Origin of the sequence: Pseudomonas sp. MWU12-2029 (assembly GCF_023242425.1) — a bacterium.
GTDB lineage: Bacteria > Pseudomonadota > Gammaproteobacteria > Pseudomonadales > Pseudomonadaceae > Aquipseudomonas > Aquipseudomonas kribbensis.
Window position 1 is genome coordinate 436,866 of the sequence record NZ_JALJDY010000005.1, and the last position, 19,251, is coordinate 456,116.

Annotated in this window: 19 protein-coding genes; 4 read left to right on the forward strand and 15 right to left on the reverse strand. The window is 62.6% G+C overall.

The annotated features are described in order from the left end of the window. Nucleotide 1: 1 nt before the first annotated feature. The 15 genes from M5B44_RS15280 to M5B44_RS15350 all read right to left on the reverse strand — a co-directional run bounded on the left by M5B44_RS15280 (nt 2) and on the right by M5B44_RS15350 (nt 14,919). Nucleotides 2-778 (reverse strand): amino acid ABC transporter permease, encoded by a 777-nt coding sequence (locus M5B44_RS15280; RefSeq protein WP_085709894.1) that lies wholly within the window; start codon nt 776-778, stop codon nt 2-4. A gap of 11 nt (nt 779-789) precedes the next feature. Beyond that, nucleotides 790-1,596 (reverse strand): ABC transporter substrate-binding protein, encoded by an 807-nt coding sequence (locus M5B44_RS15285; protein ID WP_134826953.1) that lies wholly within the window; start codon nt 1,594-1,596, stop codon nt 790-792. A gap of 79 nt (nt 1,597-1,675) precedes the next feature. Next, a complete protein-coding gene (locus M5B44_RS15290; RefSeq protein ID WP_192551754.1) occupies nt 1,676-2,344 on the reverse strand; it encodes a GntR family transcriptional regulator in 669 nt (222 codons plus the stop codon). Nucleotides 2,345-2,615: 271 nt separating this feature from the next. Further along, complete coding sequence (locus M5B44_RS15295) at nt 2,616-3,491, reverse strand: SDR family oxidoreductase (RefSeq protein WP_248739726.1); 876 nt, start codon at nt 3,489-3,491, stop codon at nt 2,616-2,618. A gap of 25 nt (nt 3,492-3,516) precedes the next feature. Further along, a complete protein-coding gene (locus M5B44_RS15300; protein ID WP_248739727.1) occupies nt 3,517-4,665 on the reverse strand; it encodes an acetyl-CoA C-acetyltransferase in 1,149 nt (382 codons plus the stop codon). A 24-nt stretch (nt 4,666-4,689) separates the two neighbouring features. Continuing rightward, nucleotides 4,690-5,745 (reverse strand): acyl-CoA dehydrogenase family protein, encoded by a 1,056-nt coding sequence (locus M5B44_RS15305; protein ID WP_248739728.1) that lies wholly within the window; start codon nt 5,743-5,745, stop codon nt 4,690-4,692. 10 nt (nt 5,746-5,755) lie between these two features. Next, a complete protein-coding gene (locus M5B44_RS15310; RefSeq protein WP_248739729.1) occupies nt 5,756-6,922 on the reverse strand; it encodes an acyl-CoA dehydrogenase family protein in 1,167 nt (388 codons plus the stop codon). Between the two features lie 10 nt (nt 6,923-6,932). Beyond that, entirely contained in the window at nt 6,933-7,688 is a 756-nt protein-coding gene (locus tag M5B44_RS15315; RefSeq protein ID WP_248739730.1) for an enoyl-CoA hydratase family protein, read from the reverse strand. An 11-nt stretch (nt 7,689-7,699) separates the two neighbouring features. Beyond that, nucleotides 7,700-8,767, reverse strand: coding sequence for an NAD(P)H-dependent flavin oxidoreductase (locus tag M5B44_RS15320; protein WP_248739731.1), 1,068 nt, complete (start codon nt 8,765-8,767; stop codon nt 7,700-7,702). Nucleotides 8,768-8,769: 2 nt separating this feature from the next. Next, nucleotides 8,770-9,642 (reverse strand): enoyl-CoA hydratase, encoded by an 873-nt coding sequence (locus M5B44_RS15325; protein ID WP_248739732.1) that lies wholly within the window; start codon nt 9,640-9,642, stop codon nt 8,770-8,772. Between the two features lie 24 nt (nt 9,643-9,666). Further along, nucleotides 9,667-10,461: a CoA-transferase subunit beta gene (locus M5B44_RS15330; protein ID WP_248739733.1), complete on the reverse strand. Its 795-nt coding sequence runs from the start codon at nt 10,459-10,461 to the stop codon at nt 9,667-9,669. Nucleotides 10,462-10,473: 12 nt separating this feature from the next. Then, the gene (locus M5B44_RS15335; protein ID WP_248739734.1) at nt 10,474-11,355 is read right to left on the reverse strand and encodes a CoA transferase subunit A; all 882 of its coding nucleotides are present in this window, start codon (nt 11,353-11,355) and stop codon (nt 10,474-10,476) included. A gap of 11 nt (nt 11,356-11,366) precedes the next feature. Beyond that, the gene (locus M5B44_RS15340) at nt 11,367-12,263 is read right to left on the reverse strand and encodes a VOC family protein (RefSeq protein ID WP_248739735.1); all 897 of its coding nucleotides are present in this window, start codon (nt 12,261-12,263) and stop codon (nt 11,367-11,369) included. 225 nt (nt 12,264-12,488) lie between these two features. Next, nucleotides 12,489-13,610 carry an LLM class flavin-dependent oxidoreductase gene (locus tag M5B44_RS15345; RefSeq protein ID WP_248739736.1) on the reverse strand — a complete coding sequence of 374 codons (1,122 nt, stop codon included), beginning with the start codon at nt 13,608-13,610 and terminating at the stop codon, nt 12,489-12,491. 124 nt (nt 13,611-13,734) lie between these two features. Further along, complete coding sequence (locus M5B44_RS15350) at nt 13,735-14,919, reverse strand: flavin-dependent monooxygenase (RefSeq protein WP_248739737.1); 1,185 nt, start codon at nt 14,917-14,919, stop codon at nt 13,735-13,737. A gap of 257 nt (nt 14,920-15,176) precedes the next feature. Here M5B44_RS15350 and M5B44_RS15355 point away from each other — a divergent pair, with 257 nt between their 5' ends. From M5B44_RS15355 to M5B44_RS15370, 4 genes are read left to right on the forward strand one after another with little or no spacing between them, the layout of a single operon-like run. Then, complete coding sequence (locus M5B44_RS15355; protein ID WP_248739738.1) at nt 15,177-15,692, forward strand: flavin reductase family protein; 516 nt, start codon at nt 15,177-15,179, stop codon at nt 15,690-15,692. A 9-nt stretch (nt 15,693-15,701) separates the two neighbouring features. Beyond that, nucleotides 15,702-17,381 (forward strand): FAD-binding protein, encoded by a 1,680-nt coding sequence (locus tag M5B44_RS15360; RefSeq protein WP_248739739.1) that lies wholly within the window; start codon nt 15,702-15,704, stop codon nt 17,379-17,381. Then, nucleotides 17,369-18,124, forward strand: a complete 756-nt coding sequence (locus M5B44_RS15365) for a glucose 1-dehydrogenase (RefSeq protein ID WP_248739740.1) — start codon at nt 17,369-17,371, stop codon at nt 18,122-18,124. Before M5B44_RS15360 ends, M5B44_RS15365 begins: the two co-directional genes overlap by 13 nt. Before the next feature lie 13 nt (nt 18,125-18,137). Then, nucleotides 18,138-19,223 (forward strand): ferredoxin--NADP reductase, encoded by a 1,086-nt coding sequence (locus M5B44_RS15370; protein ID WP_248739741.1) that lies wholly within the window; start codon nt 18,138-18,140, stop codon nt 19,221-19,223. Nucleotides 19,224-19,251 lie beyond the last annotated feature (28 nt).

Genomic DNA, 19,251 nt, shown 5'->3' on the forward strand with positions numbered 1-19,251 from the left:
GTTAGCGTCCCCTCAGCAGTTTCAGCGTGCTGCGACCGAACATCCGGCTGGATGCCGGCGGCGGCGACGAAGGTCGATCCGACTGGCCGAAGCGCGTCTCCAGCCAGCGCTGGAAAAAGCCCCACAGCGTCGTGAGCAACAGGAAATAGATCGCCACCACGAGGTACAACTCGAACACCCGGAAAGTCGCCGAAGTGACCATTTGCGTGCTGAGCAGCAACTCCTGCACGCCGATCACACTGACCAGCGTGGTGTTTTTAAGCATCACGTTGAACTCGTTGCCCAGCGGCGGAACGATGACCCGAAACGCCTGCGGCAAAACGATCCGGCGCATCAGCTTGGCGAAGGTCATGCCCAGGGAACGCCCGGCCTCGTATTGCCCCTTGTCGACGGCACCAATACCGGCGCGAATGATCTCGGCCATGTACGCGCCTTCGTTCAGGCCCAGTGCGATGATTGCAGCCTGAATATTGCCGGGGACCACCAGCCCGAACAGCTCGATGTCTTCGAAGCGGAAAATCCCGCCCGCCGCCAGCGCCGTGTAAAGGAACACGATCTGCACCAGCAACGGCGTCCCGCGCATCAGCCACACATAAAAGCGCACCGGCAGATGCAGCAACGGGTTCTTCGATAACCGCAACAGCGCAGCGGCCAGCCCCAAAACACAACCCAATAACATGGCCAGCACACTGATCAGGCACGTCAGCCAGAGCCCGGTGAGGTAGACCCCGCTGGGCTGCAACAGGTACTGCCAGAACACATCCCAATTGAAGTTCATCAACGCTGACCTCAATCGAGAGTGTCGCTGGAGACGTGCCATTTACTCAGGAGCTGGTTGTAGCTGCCGTCGCTGCGCATGTCGGTGATCACCTGCTGCACGGCGGCACTCAGTTGCGGGTCGTCCTTGCGAATGCCCAGGCCTGTGAGGATCCGGCTGAAGGCAGGCACACCTTCCTCGAACAGATCCGGGGCCATGGCGGCGTAATATCCGGCGGTTTCCACCGTGGTGCCGTAAGCGTCGACCTGACTGATGCGCAGAGCCTGAAATGCATCGGTGTCGGTGTTGTAGACCACCAGCTTCATCGGTGGCTTGCCGGCCTTGGTCAGGTTTTCATTCTCGGTGTCGAGCAAGGTCTTGATGGTCGAACCGTTGAGCACTGCAATCTTGTGCCCGCTGAGATCGGGCAGCGTCTTGAGCCCCTTCGGATTGCCCTTGGGCACCACCACCGCCTGGCTGGAATACATGTAGTTGACGATGTCGATCACCTCGCGGCGCTCGGGCTTGTCGAACAACTGGTCGACGATCATGTCGCACTGCTTGGCCAGCAAGGCCGGCAGCAGTCCGGAAAACGGGATCACCCGCCACTCGACCTTTTTGTCTCCCAGGCGCTTGGCGACTTCCAGGCCCAGGTCGACGGTCAGGCCTTTTGGCTTTTGCGCCTCATCGAAGGAAACAAGGGGCGGCGAATCCATGCCCGAGCAATAGGTGAGTTTGTCGACCTTGAGCAAGCGCTCCGGCACGGTGGGTGCGGCAACCGCCCACTGCGTACAGAGCCCCAGGGAAATTGCAGCCAACAACAGGCGAGACGTATGCATGACCAGACACTCCAGTTCGGTTAGTAACGGGGCAGTACTCAAAGTCAAAACATCGGCGGGTTCGTTGCCCGCTCTGTGGTTATCGTTCCGATTGCAGAAACTTGATCAGCTCGGGGACCGTGCCTTCGATGTGTTCGCGCACTACCGCTTCGGCCTTGACCGCATCACCGGCGCGTATGGCATCGAGGATCACCACGTGTTCCTCGCGTGCACTCAGCGGCTTTTCACCGTGTTGTAGCCAAAGGCGCATGGGCGCTTCGATCAGCGAGTAAAGCGCGCTGATCTGTTTCACCAGACGAGGTCTTCCGCTGAGGCTGCACAGGTATTCATGGAACTTGCGGTGACGACTGACCCACTCCGCGCTCTCGTCGCGGTAGTCATCCATTTCATCGAGCAGTCGTTCCAGGGCCGTCAACTGACGCTCGCCGATCTTCGGCACCGCCACCCGAATCGCCAGCCCCTCCAGCGCGCTGCGCATCTCGAAGACCTCGTGCATTTCCTCGACATCCAGACCGCTGACAATCGCACCGCGATTGGGCCGCAGCGTCACCAGGCCCTGCGCATCCAGACGGCGAAAGGCTTCGCGCACGGGCATCCGGCTCATGCCGATTTCGCCGGCGATGTCCTCGGCGATCAGCCGGTCACCTTTGCGATAACGACCGCCGCAGATGCCTTCCAGAAGAAAGTTGTAGGCCTCTTCCTCGGCAGTCATCGGTTGGCGCTGGTCATAGGCGGGAGCGAATTGCATGGCGGCACCTTCTGTCTTTTTGTATCCAATTATCCACGGATACATAAAAGCAGAATGCATGCCAAAACCTGCAGCAACTCGCCAAGCGTTTGATTCGAATGAATTAAGGAGAAAATGCGCCGTGCACAACCACGCACGAAGATCGGGATTTGCTACCTATTGGCTCATTGCGAGCCCGGAAAAGGTGCAGAACGGTAGCCGAGTAACACCCATGGAAAACGGCAGCGCACTCGCCCGCCATTACAGCAGGCGAATGCCAGTAGCCTGAATCTCAGCTGCCATACACCTTCGCAGCCGGCACCGCCCGGTTCAGCAATTGCGCGACCGCCCCGCCGACTTCGTCCATGGCCCAGCGGCCTTGCCTGTCCAGTTCCGGCCCGCGACGCCAGCCATCGGCAATCGACAACTTGCCGCCTTCCACTTCGAACATCTGCCCGTTCACCTCTGCTGACTCCTGCGAACCCAGCCACACCACGAGTGGCGCGACGTTCTCCGGCGCGAAGTAGTCGAAGCCCTCGTCCGGTTTTTTCATGACGTCGGCAAACACCCCTTCGGTCATGCCGGTGCGCGCGGCCGGGGCCAGGGCGTTGACGGTAATCCCATAGCGCCCCAATTCCGCCGCTTGCACCAGCGTCAGCGCAGCGATGCCGGCCTTGGCTGCGGCGTAGTTGGATTGGCCGATAGAACCCTGCAAACCGGCGCCGGAGCTGGTGTTGATGACCCGCGCACTCACTGGCTGGCCAGCCTTCACCTGCTCACGCCAATAACGCGCTGCATGGCTGGAAATGCAGAAATGCCCCTTGAGGTGCACCGCCATCACCGCATCCCAGTCGGATTCGCTAAGGCTGGTGAACATGCGGTCACGGCAGATGCCGGCGTTGTTGACCACCACGTCCAGCCCGCCAAAGGTCTCGATCGCCTGGCGTACGATCAACGCCGCATCGTCATAGCGGGTGATGTCGTTGCTGTTGGCCACGGCCCTGCCGCCCTGCGACTCAATGGCATCCACCACCGCCAGTGCTGCCTCGCGATTGATGTCGTTGACCACCACTTTCGCGCCCTCGGCGGCGAATGCCAGCGCATACGCCCTCCCCAGCCCTCCCCCGGCACCGGTGATGATCACGACGCGGTTGTTACAGATCTGCATGGTCCTGCTCCCGTCAAAACTTCATTCACAAGCGTTCGATAATCGTCACGTTGGCCTGCCCGCCGCCTTCGCACATGGTCTGTAAACCAAAGCGGCCACCGCTGCGCTCCAGCTCATGCAGCAGGCTGCACATCAAGCGCGTGCCGGTGGCGCCCAACGGGTGGCCGAGGGCAATCGCGCCGCCGTTGACGTTGGTCTGTTCGTGGGGATAGCCGGTCTCTTTCAGCCACGCCATGGCGACGGAGGCAAAGGCTTCGTTGATCTCGACCCGATCAATGTCTTCCAGCTTCATGCCCGCTCGTTTCAGTGCGTATGCGGTGGCCGGAATCGGCGCCGTCAGCATCCAGATCGGGTCTTCCGCACGCACGCTGAGGTGGTGGATTCGCGCACGCGGCGTCAGTCCGTAGCGTTTGAGCGCCGCTTCGGACACGATCAGCATCGCGCTCGCCGCATCGCAGGTCTGACTGGACACCGCCGCCGTCACCCGGTCGCAGCCAAACAGAAAATCCAGTTCGGCCATTTTCGCCAGGCTGGTCTGACGCGGCGTTTCATCGTGAACCACGTCGGCCAGCGGCACGATTTCCCGCAGGAACCGTCCCTCCTCGATGGCGCGCAATGCCCGTTGATGGGACTCCAGCGAATACGCTTCCAGTTGCTCGCGAGACAACCCCCACTTCTCGGCAATCATCTGCGCCGAACGAAACTGCGTCGGCGGTTGCGCACCGTAGCGCCGTACCCAACCTTCGGAGCCGCTGAACGGATCACTGAAGCCCAAAGGCTCGGCCGCGATCATGGCGGACGAAATCGGGATCTGCGTCATGGTCTGCACGCCGCCCGCGATGACCACATCCTGGGTGCCACTCATCACCGCTTGCGCAGCAAAGTGCACCGCTTGCTGGGACGAGCCGCACTGGCGATCAATCGTGGTGCCGGGGACGGATTGCGACAGTCCGGCAGCCAGCCAACTGGTGCGGGCGATGTCCCCGGCCAGCGGGCCGATCGTATCGACGCAGCCGAAGATCACGTCGTCGTAATCCTCGTCGGGAATGCCATTGCGTTCGACCAGCGCACGCAAGACATGGGCGCCCAGATCGGCCGCGTGAATATGGCTCAAACCACCCTTGCGCCGCCCGGTAGGCGTGCGCAGGGCGTCGACAATATAAGCTTCAGGCATGATTTTTCTCGGTAAGTGGTGCCGTCAGAACGTCTGGCCGGCACCCAGTGCGCAACGACCGTCGAACAAGGCTGTGCGAATCCGCTCTTTGTGAGCACCGCGATCGCCCCAGACCTTGTCCAGCGCCCAGGCGCGCTTCATGAACAGGTGCAGATCGACTTCCCACGTGTAGCCCATGGCACCGTGGGCCTGAATGGTGTTTTTTGCCGCCAGCAGGGCGGCTTCCGAGGTCGCCAGTTTGGCGTGGGACACCAGCACCGAGCGGTTCGGCTGCTGTTCGGCGACAGCATAGGCCGCGCGGTACAGCGGCCCTTTGGCGAACTCGATCTGCACCGCGACATTGGCCATCAAATGCTTGACCGCCTGAAACGAGCCCACCGGCTTGCCGAACTGTTTGCGCTCGAAGGTGTAATCCACCGCCAGATCGACCATGCGTTTGGCCAGCCCCAACATCTGCGCGGCACTGCCCAGCGCGCCACGATCAACCGCCTCCGCCCACAGTCGCCGCCCCTGTTCGCCGGAGGCCACGCAGGTCGCAGGCGACGGAGTCCAGGAGACCTGGAACAACTGCCGAGCCGGATCGACCGACACATTGCGGGTCAACTGCACCGCGCCGGGTTCGACCGCATGCACCTCATCGCCATGGGCAAGCAACAGCAGTTCGGCAACATGGGCATCGCTGACCAGCGGATTACCCGGTTCGGCAACCGCCAGTCGTGCGGTGCCTTCTGCGATGCGCCCGAGCCAGTCCTGCTTGAGAGCCGCGTGGCGCTCATCAAGTCCGGCGAGCAACGGCACGCCCACCAGCATCGTCTCCACCAACGGCTCGGGCAGCCCGGCATACCCGCACTCCTGAGCGAGCAGCACGAAGTCCAGCTCGTTCATACCCATTCCGCCAAACGCTTCGGGAACGGTGAGTGCAGTCAGCCCCAGCTCGACCAATTGCGCCCACAGCTCATCGCTGCGCCCGCAATCGGTCTGCCAGAGTTCGCGAATGCGCTCCGGCGTCACCTCGTTGATCAGAAAATGCCTGACGTTGTCCTGGAACAGCAGTTGGTCGCGGCTGAAATTAAAGTCCATGGTCTCTTCCTCAAGCTCGCGGCATGCCGAGCATGCGTTCGGCAATGATGTTGCGCTGGATCTCGTTGGTGCCGGCGTAGATCGGCCCGGCCTGGGCAAACAGAAAACCTTCCAGCCAGTGGCCGACATCGCCCGCCGCCGGGGCTTCGGGCAGCAGCTCGCCACGCAGGCCGAGAATGCTCATGGCGGTGTCGTGCATGCGCTGATCGAGTTCCGACCAGAAGATTTTGTTGGTCGAGGATTCCGGCCCGATCTTGCCGCCCTGCACCAGTTGCGACGCGGTGCGGTAGGTGTTGAGGGTGTAGGCCTCGGCGTCCAGCCAGGCGCGCATTACCGCCTCGCCAATCGCCGGGTCGCGGTCGGCCTGCTCGCGATTGGCTTGATACAGCTGCACCAGACGCCGGGCCGTTTCCTGAAAGCGTGCGGGGGAACGCAGCAACAAACCGCGCTCGAAACCGGCGGTGGACATCGCCACATGCCAGCCCATGCCCTCGCCGCCCAGTGCGTTTTCCACCGGGACCTTGACGTCGTCGAAGAAGATCTCGGCGAACCCCGGCAAGCCGTTGAGCTGAGGAATCGGCCGTACCGTGATCCCCGGCGTATCCAGCGGCAGAAGAATGAACGTCAGGCCATGATGACGCTGGGAGTTAGGGTCGGTGCGGAAGATCCCGAACACCCAGTCGGCCCATACGGCGCGGGTCGACCAGGTCTTCTGGCCGTTGATGACGTAGTGGTCGCCGACCCGTTCGGCCCGCGAACGGATCGCCGCCATGTCGGAACCCGCCCCCGGCTCGGACCAGGCCTGGGCCCAGATATCCTCACCGGTGGCCATGCGCGGCAGAAAGCGCGCTTTCTGGGCTTCGCTGCCGTACTCCATCAACGTCGGGCCGAGCAGGAAAATGCCGTTCTGGTTGACCCGTGCAGGGGCCTCGGCGCGGTAATACTCTTCCTCGAAAATCAGCCACTCGATCAAGTCGCAACCGCGCCCGCCCAGCTCCACCGGCCAGGTGACCATGCCCCAGCGCCCGTCATTGAGGCGGTTTTCCCAGTCTCGGTGTTGAGCAAAACCTTGCTCGGTGTCGAATGATTGCAGCGGTTCGCGAGGCACGTTGGCCGTCAGCCACGCGCGCGCTTCGGCACGGAAGGCCTGTTGGGCCGGGGTATAAGTCAGATCCATGTGCGCACCTTCAGCCGTTGAACCGGGCATCACGTTTCTCGATGAACGAGTCCCGTGCTTCCTGTGAATCCAGTGAGCGATAGGCTTCAAGCGTGAAGCCCTGCTCCCAGCGATACTTGTCTTCCAGATTGCCGTCCTCAATCCCGTTCAGCGCTTCTTTGGCAAGGCTGATCATGGCCGGGCTCTTGGCGGCGATGGTGCGGGCGATCTGCAACGCGGCGTCACGCAAGTCTTCGTGCTTGACCACACGTTCCACCGCCCCGAGACGCCAGGCTTCGGTCGCGTTGATCGGCTCGCCGGTGAAGTACATGTGCCGGACCTTCTGCACCGGGAACAACCGCTGCAAATGCGCGCCACCGCCCATGGCGCCCCGGTCAACTTCCGGAACGCCAAAAGTCGCGCACTCGGAGGCCACGACAATGTCGGCAGCGCCGCACAGACCGATGCCACCGCCGAGCACAAAACCATGCACCGCCACGATCACCGGTTTCGGGTTGCGGTGAATGGCCTTGAAGCTGTCGTAGTTGCCCTTGTTGACCGCCACGATCAGGTTGCCGTCGGCGGCCAGTTCCTTGATGTCGACCCCGGCGCAGAAGCCGCGACCTTCGGCCCGGATTACGATGACCCGCACCCGGTTGTCGGTGCCCAGGCCTTCGATTTCACGGGCGATATCGGCCCAGGTCCGGCAGTTGAAGGCGTTGACCGGCGGCTGGTTGAACACCAGTTCGGCAATGCCGTTATCGATACTGACGCTGAATGGCTGCATGTTTTTTCCTTTCACGACACGCGACGGCAGAGTTCGTCCAGACGCAATTCGGCGTCACGAACGATCTGTTCGATCAATTGGGCACAGCTCGGCAGGCTGTCGATGGAGGCCGCGACCTGCCCCGAAGGCAAAACACCTTCGGCGGGCAATCCGTCGACCATGGCTTTCTGAATGACCATCGGCGCGTTGGCGGCCATGATGCTTTGCGCGGCAGTCAGGTCTCCGCTGCTGCGCATTTTCAGAGCGCTGGAAAGCAACTGAGTCAAACTCATGCCGCTGTGGCGGCGGTAAGCCAGACCGCTGCGCACCGCCAATACCCAGCGCTTGAACACGCCGCTGGTTTCCAGTCGGTCGAGCAATTCGTTGCGGATCATCCGTTGCGGCATTCCGTCGATGGCACGGCTGACGATGATCGCCGCCGGGTCTTTGATAGCCAGATAACGCGCCAGGGTCTGCGCCGGCACCGGGCTTTCGGCGCACATCAGAAACCGCGTGCCCATGGCGATGCCTTCGGCGCCGTAGGCCAGGGCCGACACCAGCCCCCTGCCGTCCTTGAAGCCACCGGCCGCCACCACCGGCACCGACACCGTGTTGACCACTTGATCGAGCAGCAACGACGTCGGCACCGAACCGGTATGCCCCCCGCCCTCGCCGCCCTGTACGGTCACGGCATCGGCGCCCATTTCCACGGCTTTCTGCGCATGCTTCAGCGCGCCGACCGTGGGAATGCACACCACACCGGCATTCTTCAGCCGCTGGATCATCTGCTTACCGGGCGAACGGCTATAGCTGACCGCCCGTACCTTGTGGCGCAGCACCAACTCGACGATGTCGTCGGCGTTGGGCTGGTACATATGGAAGTTGACCCCGAATGGCTGATCCGTCAGGCGACGGGTTTCGAGGATCGCCGCCTCCATGTGCTGCGGCTCAATGGTCGCGCCGGCGAGAAAACCGAAGGCGCCGGCATTGCTGGTGGCGGCGACCAGTTTCGGGTCAGCCACCCAGCCCATCGCTGTCTGGATGATCGGATAACGGCAGCCGAGCAACTCGGTCAGCCGGGTATTCAAAGAGATCGCCATATTCACGCCCCACCCGTGGAGCGTTGCGAACTGGCCATGGCCCTGGCGTCGTAGCCGCCGAGCCGGTCGCCGGACACCAGTTCATTGTGTGCATGGGCGAAATGGTGCAGGCCGAAGACCATGTCCATGGTCGCGCGCTTGCCCATCAGGTCTTCGGCGTTGTTGACCGCCTGCTTGCTCAGTTGCAGGCCCAGGCGCGGCATCTGGGCGATGCGCCCGGCGATCTCGAGGGTTTCCTGTTCGAGGGATTCGCGAGTCACCACCCGATTGAGCATGCCCATCTGATAGGCGCGCGCCGCCGGCATGCGTTCGCCGAGGAACAGAAATTCCTTGGCGATACGCGGGTTCAGTTCATGCACATGGGCAAAATACTCGACCCCGGGAATGCCCATGCGCACCACCGGATCGGCAAAGTACGCATCCTCGCTGGCCACAATCAGGTCGCAGACCCACGCCAGCATCAGCCCGCCGGCAATGCACGCGCCCTGCACCATGGCGATGGTCGGCTTGGGCATGTCGCGCCAGCGCCGGCACATGCCCAGATAGACTTCCTGCTCCCGGGCGTAAAGAAACTCACCGCCGGGTTTGTTGGTGTGGTCGTACCAGAGACTCGCGCGGTCGAACGTCTTGTGAACGTCCCGCCCCGGCGTGCCAATGTCATGCCCGGCGGAAAAGTGCTTGCCGGCCCCGCGCAGCACGATGACTTTCACCTCGTCGTCATCGCAGGCACGGCGAAACGCCGCGTCCAGCGCGTAGGTCATCTGCGAGTTCTGGGCATTGTGGTACTCGGGGCGATTCATGGTGACCAGCGCCACCTCCCCGCGTACCTCGTAGAGCACCACGTCGGCGGCGTTATTATCGTTATGTTCAGCCATCACTTTTCTCCGAAACGGTGCGACTCAGCGCTGGCCCGGCGGGTTGTCTTTGAGCTGACTGGCGCGCAGGTTATGCGGGTCCAGTCGCCCGATCAGTTGCAACTGCTCGGCTGTGGGTGCCGCTGTCGTCGGGCAATCCTGTGGCACATGCAGCTCGAACCCGGTGTTGTCCTGCACCTGCTCGACTGTCACACCGGGGTGCAGCGAGCGGATGCGCACTTGTCGTTGCGGGCCGAGAAAATCCAGCACGCACAGGTCGGTGACGATCAGGCGGATATCGATCTCGTCCAGCGACCAGCCCCGGGCCAGGCGCGCCGGGTTGTAGCCGACCGAGGCGACCATACCGACCTCGCCTTCGACGAACACCCGACGGTTGTGGCTGGGCACGCAGAAGGAGTTGGCATGGCTGATCGAATTGCCGGGAAAGCCCCGCACGCCGAGCATTTGTGCCTTGGGTTTGGCGTAGTCGCCGATGCAGGAAATGTTCGCCTGACCGAAGCGGTCGATTTGCGTCGGGCCGACCAGAGCGTGGCGCTTGCCGCTCCAGACGTTATCGAAAATCCGCGAAAAGCCCATCCAGCTGTCGCGCTTAGGCTCATAGCCGTTGCGTGCGCCCAACGGCACCGGCTCGGCGACCATGTAGGCCTCGGAGTCAGTCATCAGCAGCTGCGGATTGCTGGTCAGCATGCTCAATGACGCCGCCAGTCGCGGAATCACCCCGATCCCGGTGGCGAGCACCTCGCCGTCATCGCGCCAGGCTTCGGAAGCGGCGCAGATCATCAGCTCGGCGAGGCTGTAAGTCGTTGCAGAAGTCGTCATGTCTAGGCTCGCTTAGTAGACCGGCAAAGGAAGCTTGCGGATGGCGTTCAGGCCGCCGACCTTGTCCAGATACTGTTCGTGGGTGCAGTCGACATAGTCGCGGACGTAGTCCTGCCAACCCTCGGCCGCCTGGGCAGACGCGTTGTAGGCCTTGAAATGCGCGACATCGAAGCCGTACAGCGGCGCGCAGGACGACGGGTGCGCACCGCCCGGCACGTGGGCAACGGCGGTGGTCAGGTTGCGTTCCCAGAACACCTGATGCGCCCGGGCCGGATCGGCATGGAAGTAGTCGCTGTCGACCAGTTCGTCACAGGTCACGTAACTGTGGGTCGCGGCGCGCACGAGCAAGTCGTCCATGTAGTGATCGGGACCGCTGATCTGGCACACACCGCGCACATCGGCGCGGTCAACGTGAATCAGCACCGCATCGAGCTTGAGCGCCGGCATGGCGACCCATTGCTTGTTGTCGGCATAAGGCGAGTCGATCAACTTGATCTGCGGGTTGTGCCGCAGCACATCGGTGCCCAACCCCACGGCCGTCGGTATGAACGGCACCTTCATCGCAGCGGCACGCAGGCCAAGCAGGAGCATGCCTTCATCGATTTCCATCACTTCCAGCGCTGCGTCCTGACGCGCCTTGCGGAAGTACGGTTCCAGCGGGATGAAATCCAGCGACACGAAGGCAAATACCAGTTTGCGGACCTTGCCGGCTGCGCAGAGCATGCCGACATCCGCGCCGCCATAGGCGACCACGGTCAGGTCCTTGAGGTCGGAACGCAGGATCTCGCGCACCAGTGCCATGGGTTTGCGCCGCGGGCCCCAGCCACCGATGCCGATGGTCATGCCGTCACGCAGTTGGCCGACCATCTCGGCCGTGGTCATTCGCTTGTCCATCGTCGTATTCCTCATTGGCGACCGACACTGAAGTCATGGCCCCAGTGACTGACCACGGTGCTTTCGAACGGCGTGTGCTGTTCCCAATCGACCACCAGACCATCGCAGCCGTATTCCAGGTCAAACCCGGACGGGGTCTTGATGTAGAACGAGATCATCTGGTCGTTGGTGTGCTGGCCGAGGGTGGCGGACATCTTCACGCCGTTGGCCTGCACCCGGTCGAGGGCCCGACCCACTTCATCCAGGGCGTTGACCTCGACCATCATGTGCACGCAGCCGTGGGGCATCGGGCACTCGAAAATCGCCAGCGAGTGGTGACGACCGTTGTTGCAATGCAGGAAGTGAATGCGTTTTTGCGGCTCGGCCGGATCCGGTGTGAAGCGGACTTTCATCAGGTCCGACAGGCCGAAACCGAGCACCTGTTCGTAGAAATCCCGGCAACGATCGAAGCTCGGCGCCGGCAGCACCACATGGCCCATGCCCAGTTCATTGGTCACAAATCCCTTCACGCCGACCGGCGACACGAAGCGCGCGAAGTCCTGCAACGGACCCCAGAACAGTTCGTGACGGTTGCCGTCGGGATCGCTGAAGTGCACCAGTTCCTGGACTTTGCGGTCCCGGGCCTGCGCCTCGGTGCCACGGGTGACTTGCACATCGGCGCGTTCCAGCGCGCTGACGGCCTGCTCCAGCGCCGCTTTGCCCGACACTTCCCAACCGCAGGCGCCGAAGCCGTTCTCGGTGCTTTTCTCCACCAGAATCCGGTGGTGGCGCTCGTCCATTTTCAGGTACAGACGCTCATCGTCATCGCTGCCGGCCACCATCATGCCGAGCACCTGACTTGCGTACTGCCGCCACTGCGCCAGATCGCTGGATAACAGGGTGACGTAACCCAGACCACGGATATCCATGGATGCACTCCTCGTTGTTCTCAGGCCGAGCCGCCCGACGGCGAATGCCGGGGAGACTGTATCGAGGCCTATTCAAACGGGTTCGCAGGGGGGAAACATCGTCCAATGGGACTAGCGCAGCCCCGGAACGCAGGCATAAAAAAACGGGCCTTGGGGACCCGTTGGAAATGGGGACTGGATTCCGTTCCAGACCTTAATTGCGATCAACAGCAGGCATCGGTCCGCTTATTTTTTGCGGAAGTGCGGAATCACCTTCTCGCCAATGTTCTTCAACGTCTCCAGTTGCGCCCACTGCGGCACGGTACCCATCTGGCAGATGAACAGGATTTCGTCAGCGCCGGCATCGATCAGCCGTTGCACGTAACCAATGCAATCCTCAACAGTGCCGTAAGCATGGTTGGGGTTCATCATCGCCATGGTCGGGTCGGAGAAATCGACGCTGACCTCTTCCGAGGCAAACCGCGACTTGATCACGCTCTGCCCGTTGCCATCGACAAAGGTGTCGTCCTTCCACTTTTCCGGGTCCGGACGCTCGCCGCCGCCGTACCAGTAACCCAGCGACTCCATGAAATAACGCTGGCCACGGATGCCGATGCGCCGCGCTTCTTCGTTGTTTTCCAGCACGATCGCCGGGCACAGCGCGGCGATGTGGCGGTTGGGACGGAAGCCCACCTGATGTTTCACGTCACGGTTGTCCCAGGCCTGGTGATAGACCTCGACCTTCTTGGCGATTTCTTCCGGGCCGCCAAAACCCAGCACCAGTGCGCCCATGCCGCGACTGCCTGCCTTGTTCAGCGAGTCGGTGTTGGTGCAGGCCAGGTACATCGGCGGATGCGGGTCCTGATAAGGCTTGGGATGGATCGGCCGTTTCGGGATCTGCACAAAATCGCCCTGGTGCTCGATTTCGTCGAACACGAACATTTTCGGGATCAGGTACATCATCTCGTCGATCTGCGGCTGCAACGTCGTCAGGTCATAGCCGAAGGTGCCGGCCTCCTGCTGGGTGCCGCCCTTGCCGACGCCGAAATGCACGCGGCCCTTGGACAGCAGGTCGAGGGTGGCGATTCGTTCGGCGACTTTGACCGGGTGGTTCATCGCCGGCGGCAGGCAGACCACGCCGTGGCCGATGCCGATCCGCTCGGTTTTACCGGCGACGAACGCCAGCATGGTTTCCGGGGCGGACATGTGCGAGTAGTTGCTGAGCGCTGTGTGCTCCACACACCAGAACGTATCGAAACCCAGTTTGTCGGCCAGCACGGCCTGTTCGACGGTGTCTTCGAAAATCTTGCGATCGCCCTCACGGCTGGAATCCACCGTCTGGGCTTCGTAAATCAGGGAAAATTTCATGGTTGATCCTTGTACTTGTTGGATGCGCAACCGGCGCGGGTGAGCGACGCCTTGGCGCTCATGCTCAGGGAAAGCCCGGGCGCCGGAATCCTGCAAACGGACTAGCCGATTCAGCGCACTGCGCTCAGAGGAAAAAGTCGTTGCTGTCCTGGCCCATGCTCACGGCGCCGAGGTTCCAGCCATACTTCGCCGGGCTGTTGGCAACGTGGGCGCGACCGGTGTGAATGTCGCGGAACGCACGGTTGATCGGATGGCTGCGGAAAATCGTCGAGGCACCGCTGTTGAACATCAGCTCGCCCACTGCCTTGGCGCATTTGTCGGCTACCAATGCCGAGTCGTAACGCATCTTCACTCGCTCAGGCATGCTCAGCGGCTCGGCTTTTTGTGCGCGCTCCAGCATCAAGGCGAAGTTGCGATAGAGCACGGTCTTGCATTCGTCGACGCAGACCATGGCGTTGGCCAGCGCCGATTGTGCGGCCGGGTCCTGGACCATCTTGCGTCCGTCGTTAACCCCGATCCGCGCACGGTTGTGTTCAACAAACTGATCCACCGCGCCTTGCAGCGCGCCGATGGCCGACGACGACACGGCCCGCACGAAAATCTGCCCGAACGGCAGACGAAACAGCGGCGCGGTGTTCACCGCATTCCCGGGACTGTTCTGCATGAAACCGTCGAACGCCCGATGAGTGCGGTACTCGGGAACGAAAGCGTTCTCGACCAGGATGTCGTGAGAACCGGTGGCTTCCAGCCCCATGACGTTCCAGTTATCGAGAATCTGGTAGTCACTGCGCGGCACCAGGAACGTCCGGTAATCCGGCGCGCCACCGGCCTCTTCCGCCGGAACCAGTGCCCCGAGAAACGCCCACTCGCAATGCTTGCTGCCGGACGAAAAGCCCCAGCGCCCGCTGAGTTTGAAACCGCCCTCCACCCGTTCGACCTTGCCCACCGGCATATAGGAAGAAGAAATCAGCACGCTGGAATCATCGCCCCAGACATCCTGCGCCGCACGGTCGTCGAACAACGCCATCTGCCAGTTATGAATTGCCACGACGCCAAGCACCCAGGCCGAAGACATGCAGCCCTCGGCGAGGGTCATCTGTACTTCAAAAAAATCCTTGGGCTCCAGCTCGTAGCCTTCCCAGCGTGCCGGCTGCAGGATGCGAAAGAACCCCGCGTCCTGAAAATCCTTCAGGGTCTGTTCCGGCAACTGGCCGGCTTGCGCGGCGTCGAGGGCGCGCTCACGCAGAATCGGTACCAGCTCGCGGGCACGCTGGCTCAGACGCTGGCGAATCAGGTCTTGGTTGAGCATTTTTATTGTTCTCCATTGTTCACCCCGTCCGCCGGGGCGCGCGTGCAGCGAGGCACGTGCCGCACTTGCGGTGTCTGCCTCCTGTGCGGCATTCAAACAATGTGAAAAGAGGCGGACATCCCTCAAACGGACCATGTCGGCGATGATCCGAAGCACGTACGCAGCCCACCCAAAGGCCTAGTCCCCTCGGACGATGCTGCGCAGGCACGCCAGCGCAAAAATCCATCGCACTCCAGTACAACCACAGGACGAGTGCGATGAACGACGACAATCTGAAAGCCGACATGCTCCAGGCCATGCGCCGTCTGGCCAAGTCAGTCACCATCATCAGTACCAGCAACGGCTCCGAGCGTTTCGCCATGGCCGCCACGGCGGTGGATTCCCTCAGCACCGAGCCGCCGTCGCTGCTGATCTGCGTGAACAAGACCGCCTCTTCCCACGCGGCGCTGGCCACCGGCGCGGACTTCTGCGTGAACATCCTCGGCGTCGAACAGCAAGGTCTGGCCCATCGCTGCAGCGGTTCGATCAAGGGCGAGGCACGTTTCGACCAGGGCAACTGGCTGACCAGCCCCGGCGGCATTCCGTACCTGAGTGACGCCCAGTCGGCGATTCTCTGCCGTCAGGACGGCCACTTCAGCTATGGCACCCATACCGTGTTCATCGGGCGCATCCTGCAAATTCACACCAGCGACACCATCACCCCGCTGGTCTACCTCGACGGCAGCTACACCACCACCGCCAACCCGGCATCTGCCTTTGCTGCTGCGGGCTGAGGCCGGGCCATGGACGCTCAACAACAGTTGTCGCCATTGCGCGTGAACAGCGCCGAGCAGTTGGACTGGGACGATCGCTGCGATTTGCTGGTGGTCGGTTTTGGCGGCGCCGGTGCCTGCGCGGCGATTGAAGCCGCCAGTCGCGGGCTGTCGGTGTTGGCACTGGATCGCTTCGCCGGCGGCGGCGCTACGGCCATCAGCGGTGGTGTGGTGTATGTCGGGGGCGGCACGCCGTATCAGCGCCAGGCCGGTTACGACGACAGCCACGACGCAATGTTCAACTACCTGCGCCAGGAAGTCGGCGAGGCCGTGAGCCCACAGACCCTGCGCGATTTCTGTGAAGGCAGTTGCGAGCAACTGGCCTGGCTCGAACGCCAGGGTGTGGCATTCGAATCCAGCGTGCCGCCGCACAAGACGTCCTACCCGAGTGACCAGTTTTACCTTTATTACTCCGGCAACGAAGCCGTCCCGGCCTACGCCGCGATCGCCAAAGCGGCACCCCGCGGCCATCGCACCAAAGGCCCCGGCCTGTCGGGCGCGAGCCTTTTCGCCCCGTTGAAAGCCAGCGCCTTGCGCCTCGGCGCACGCCTGCGCAGCCAGTGCGAAGTCCGGCGTCTGGTGATCGATGCCAATGACCGGGTGGTGGGTGTCGAAGCGTGGCACCTGCCGAGCGGCAGTCGCGCCGCCCGACGACATGCCCGGTTGTCACATTGGGCCACCGTGATTCACATGTACGCTCCGGCATTGGCTGATCAGTTACGCGCACGCTTGCGGCGCATTGAGCTCGCCAGTGCCGAGCGCCAGTTGATTCGCGCCGACCACGCCGTGCTGCTGAGCAGCGGCGGCTTCATCTTCAACCGTGAATGGGTGCGTCAGCATGCGCCGCGCTATCTGCCCGGTCTGCCGCTGGGCACTACCGGGTGCAACGGCAGCGGCATCGCTCTGGGCCAGAGCGCCGGCGGCCGCGTGGCGCGGATGGATAAAGTCAGCGCCTGGCGTTTCATCAACCCGCCGCTGGCCTGGGCCCGGGGCCTGATCGTCAATGCGCGCGGCGAGCGTTACGCCAACGAAGAAATCTACGGCGCGACCCTGGGCCATTCGATGGTGGAAGAGCAGGACGGCCGCGCCATCCTGATTCTCGACCGGGCATTGGTACGTGAAGCGCTGCGTCAGGTCGGCCCGGGCAAAGTCTGGGCCTTCCAGCGTTTGCCGGTGCTGCTCAATCTGCTGTTCAACGCCAGACGCAGCCGAAGCCTTGCGGATCTGGCCAAGCGTTGCGGCTTACCGCCCGACAACCTGCAACGCACCGTGAATACCTACTACCGCGCCGCACGGGGGGACATCGTCGATCCGTTCGGAAAATCCCAAGCGATGCTCGCCGACATGGATCAGGGCCCGTGGTACGCCCTCGATCTGTCCTTTGCCAGCCGCCTCTTCCCCTGCCCCGTCATCACCCTCGGCGGGCTGAAGGTCTGCGAAACCAGCGGCCAGGTACTGAACCACGCCGACCAGCCGATTGCCGGCCTGTACAGCGCCGGGCGCAACGCGGTCGGGGTCGCTTCCAATCTGTATGTCTCGGGCCTGTCCCTGGCCGATTGCATTTATTCCGGCCGGCGCGCCGCCGCCCACGTGGCCGAACAACTTGCTGCTCAAACCACACGCTCAGGAGAACAACAATGCAACGTGTAGAAGGCAAAGTCTGCATCATCACCGGCGCCGCCAGCGGCATCGGTCGCGAAGACGCCCTGCTGCTGGCCCGCGAAGGTGCCAAGGTGGTGCTGACCGATCTCAACGAAAGCGCCGGCCGCGAAGTGGCCGCGCAAATCGGCAGCAATGCGCTGTTCATCCGTCACGACATCGCCAGCGAAAGCGACTGGCAGCACGTGATCAAAACCACCCTGGAACACTTCGGCCGCCTCGACGTGCTGGTCAACAACGCCGCGATCCTGGCACTGGGCAGCATCGAAGACACCACGCTGGAGCTGTGGCAGAAGGTGCAGAAAATCAACGGTGACGGCTACTTCCTCGGCTGCAAGTACGCGATTCAGGCGATGAAGGAAACCGGTGGTGGTTCGATCATCAACATGTCGTCGGTGGCCGCGCTGGGCGCGATGCCGATGTTCTGCGCCTATTCGGCGTCCAAGGGCGCAGTGGCGGCGATGACCCGCTCGATTGCCCTGCACTGCAAGCAACAGGGTTACCGCATTCGCTGCAACAGCGTGCACCCGGACGGCGTCAACACGCCGATGACCCAGGCCCTCACCGGTGGCGTGGCGATCAACCAGCAAGACCTCGATCAGGACCCGATGAACCGCATGTGCGCGCCGGCCGACATTGCCAATGTGGTGCTGTTTCTCGCCACCGACGAGTCGCGTTTCGTCAACGGTGCCGAGATCCGCGTCGACAACGCCCAACTGATCAGCGGGCTCTGAGGCAGAGGTGAACATGGGCACGCAACAACAGAACCTGACACCGGCCCAGGCCATGGCAGCCAGCCATTCCTTGCAAGTGTGCGCGGTGATCGACGAAACCGCCGATGCCCGCTCGCTGGTGCTGGACATCCCGCCAGACCTGCGTGAGCGCTTTGCCTACAAACCGGGGCAGTTCCTGACGTTTCGCGTGCCCTGTGCCGGCAAGCTGCTGACCCGCTGCTATTCCATGGCCAGTTCGCCGCTGACCGACGAGCGACCCAAAGTCACGGTGAAACGGGTCGAGGGCGGTCGGGTGTCAAACTGGATGAACGAGGTGAAGGTCGGTGACTGGCTGGAAGTCTTGCCGCCGGCCGGGCATTTCTGCCTCGATGAGCATCAGCCTGATGACGACAGACCTTTGGTGCTGTTCGGTGGCGGATCGGGCATCACCCCGGTGTTTTCCATTCTCAAATCGACGCTGCAGCGCAGCCGGCGGCCGATCAAGTTGATCTACGCCAATCGCGATGTAGCGTCGGTGATTTTCAAGGATGAGCTGCGGCAACTGGCCCAGGCCCATCCGGAACAACTGCAAGTGGTGCACGCGCTGGATTCGGTGCAAGGCTTCCTGACCGCCGACCAGGTGCGCCATTTGCTGAAAGGGTCTGCCGGCGGCGAATACTTTATCTGCGGCCCGGGTCCGTTCATGGACACCGTCGAACGGACGTTGCTGGAGCTGGGCGAAGCCGCTGAACGCATCCATGTCGAGCGCTTCGTCTCGCCGCCCGATCCCGACGAATTGCTGGCGGAAGAAGCCGCCGCCCGGCAAGCCTCCCTCGCCTCGCGCTGCGAATCGCTGGTGATCGTACTCGACGGTCAGCAACACGAAATTGCCTGTCAGCCCGGCGATACCCTGCTGCAAAGCTGCAAGGCCGCCGGCCTCGATGTGCCCTCTTCCTGTGAAGAAGGTTTTTGCGGCGCCTGCATGTGCGTGGTCGAGGAAGGCGAAACCCGAATGGCCCGCAACGACGTGCTCAGCCCCCGAGAACTGGCCGAAGGCTGGACCCTGGCCTGTCAAAGCCGCCCGGGCGGTGCGCGGGTGCGCTTGAAGTTCCCGGATTGAGCGCCCGTCGACAATAGTCTCAACGGAC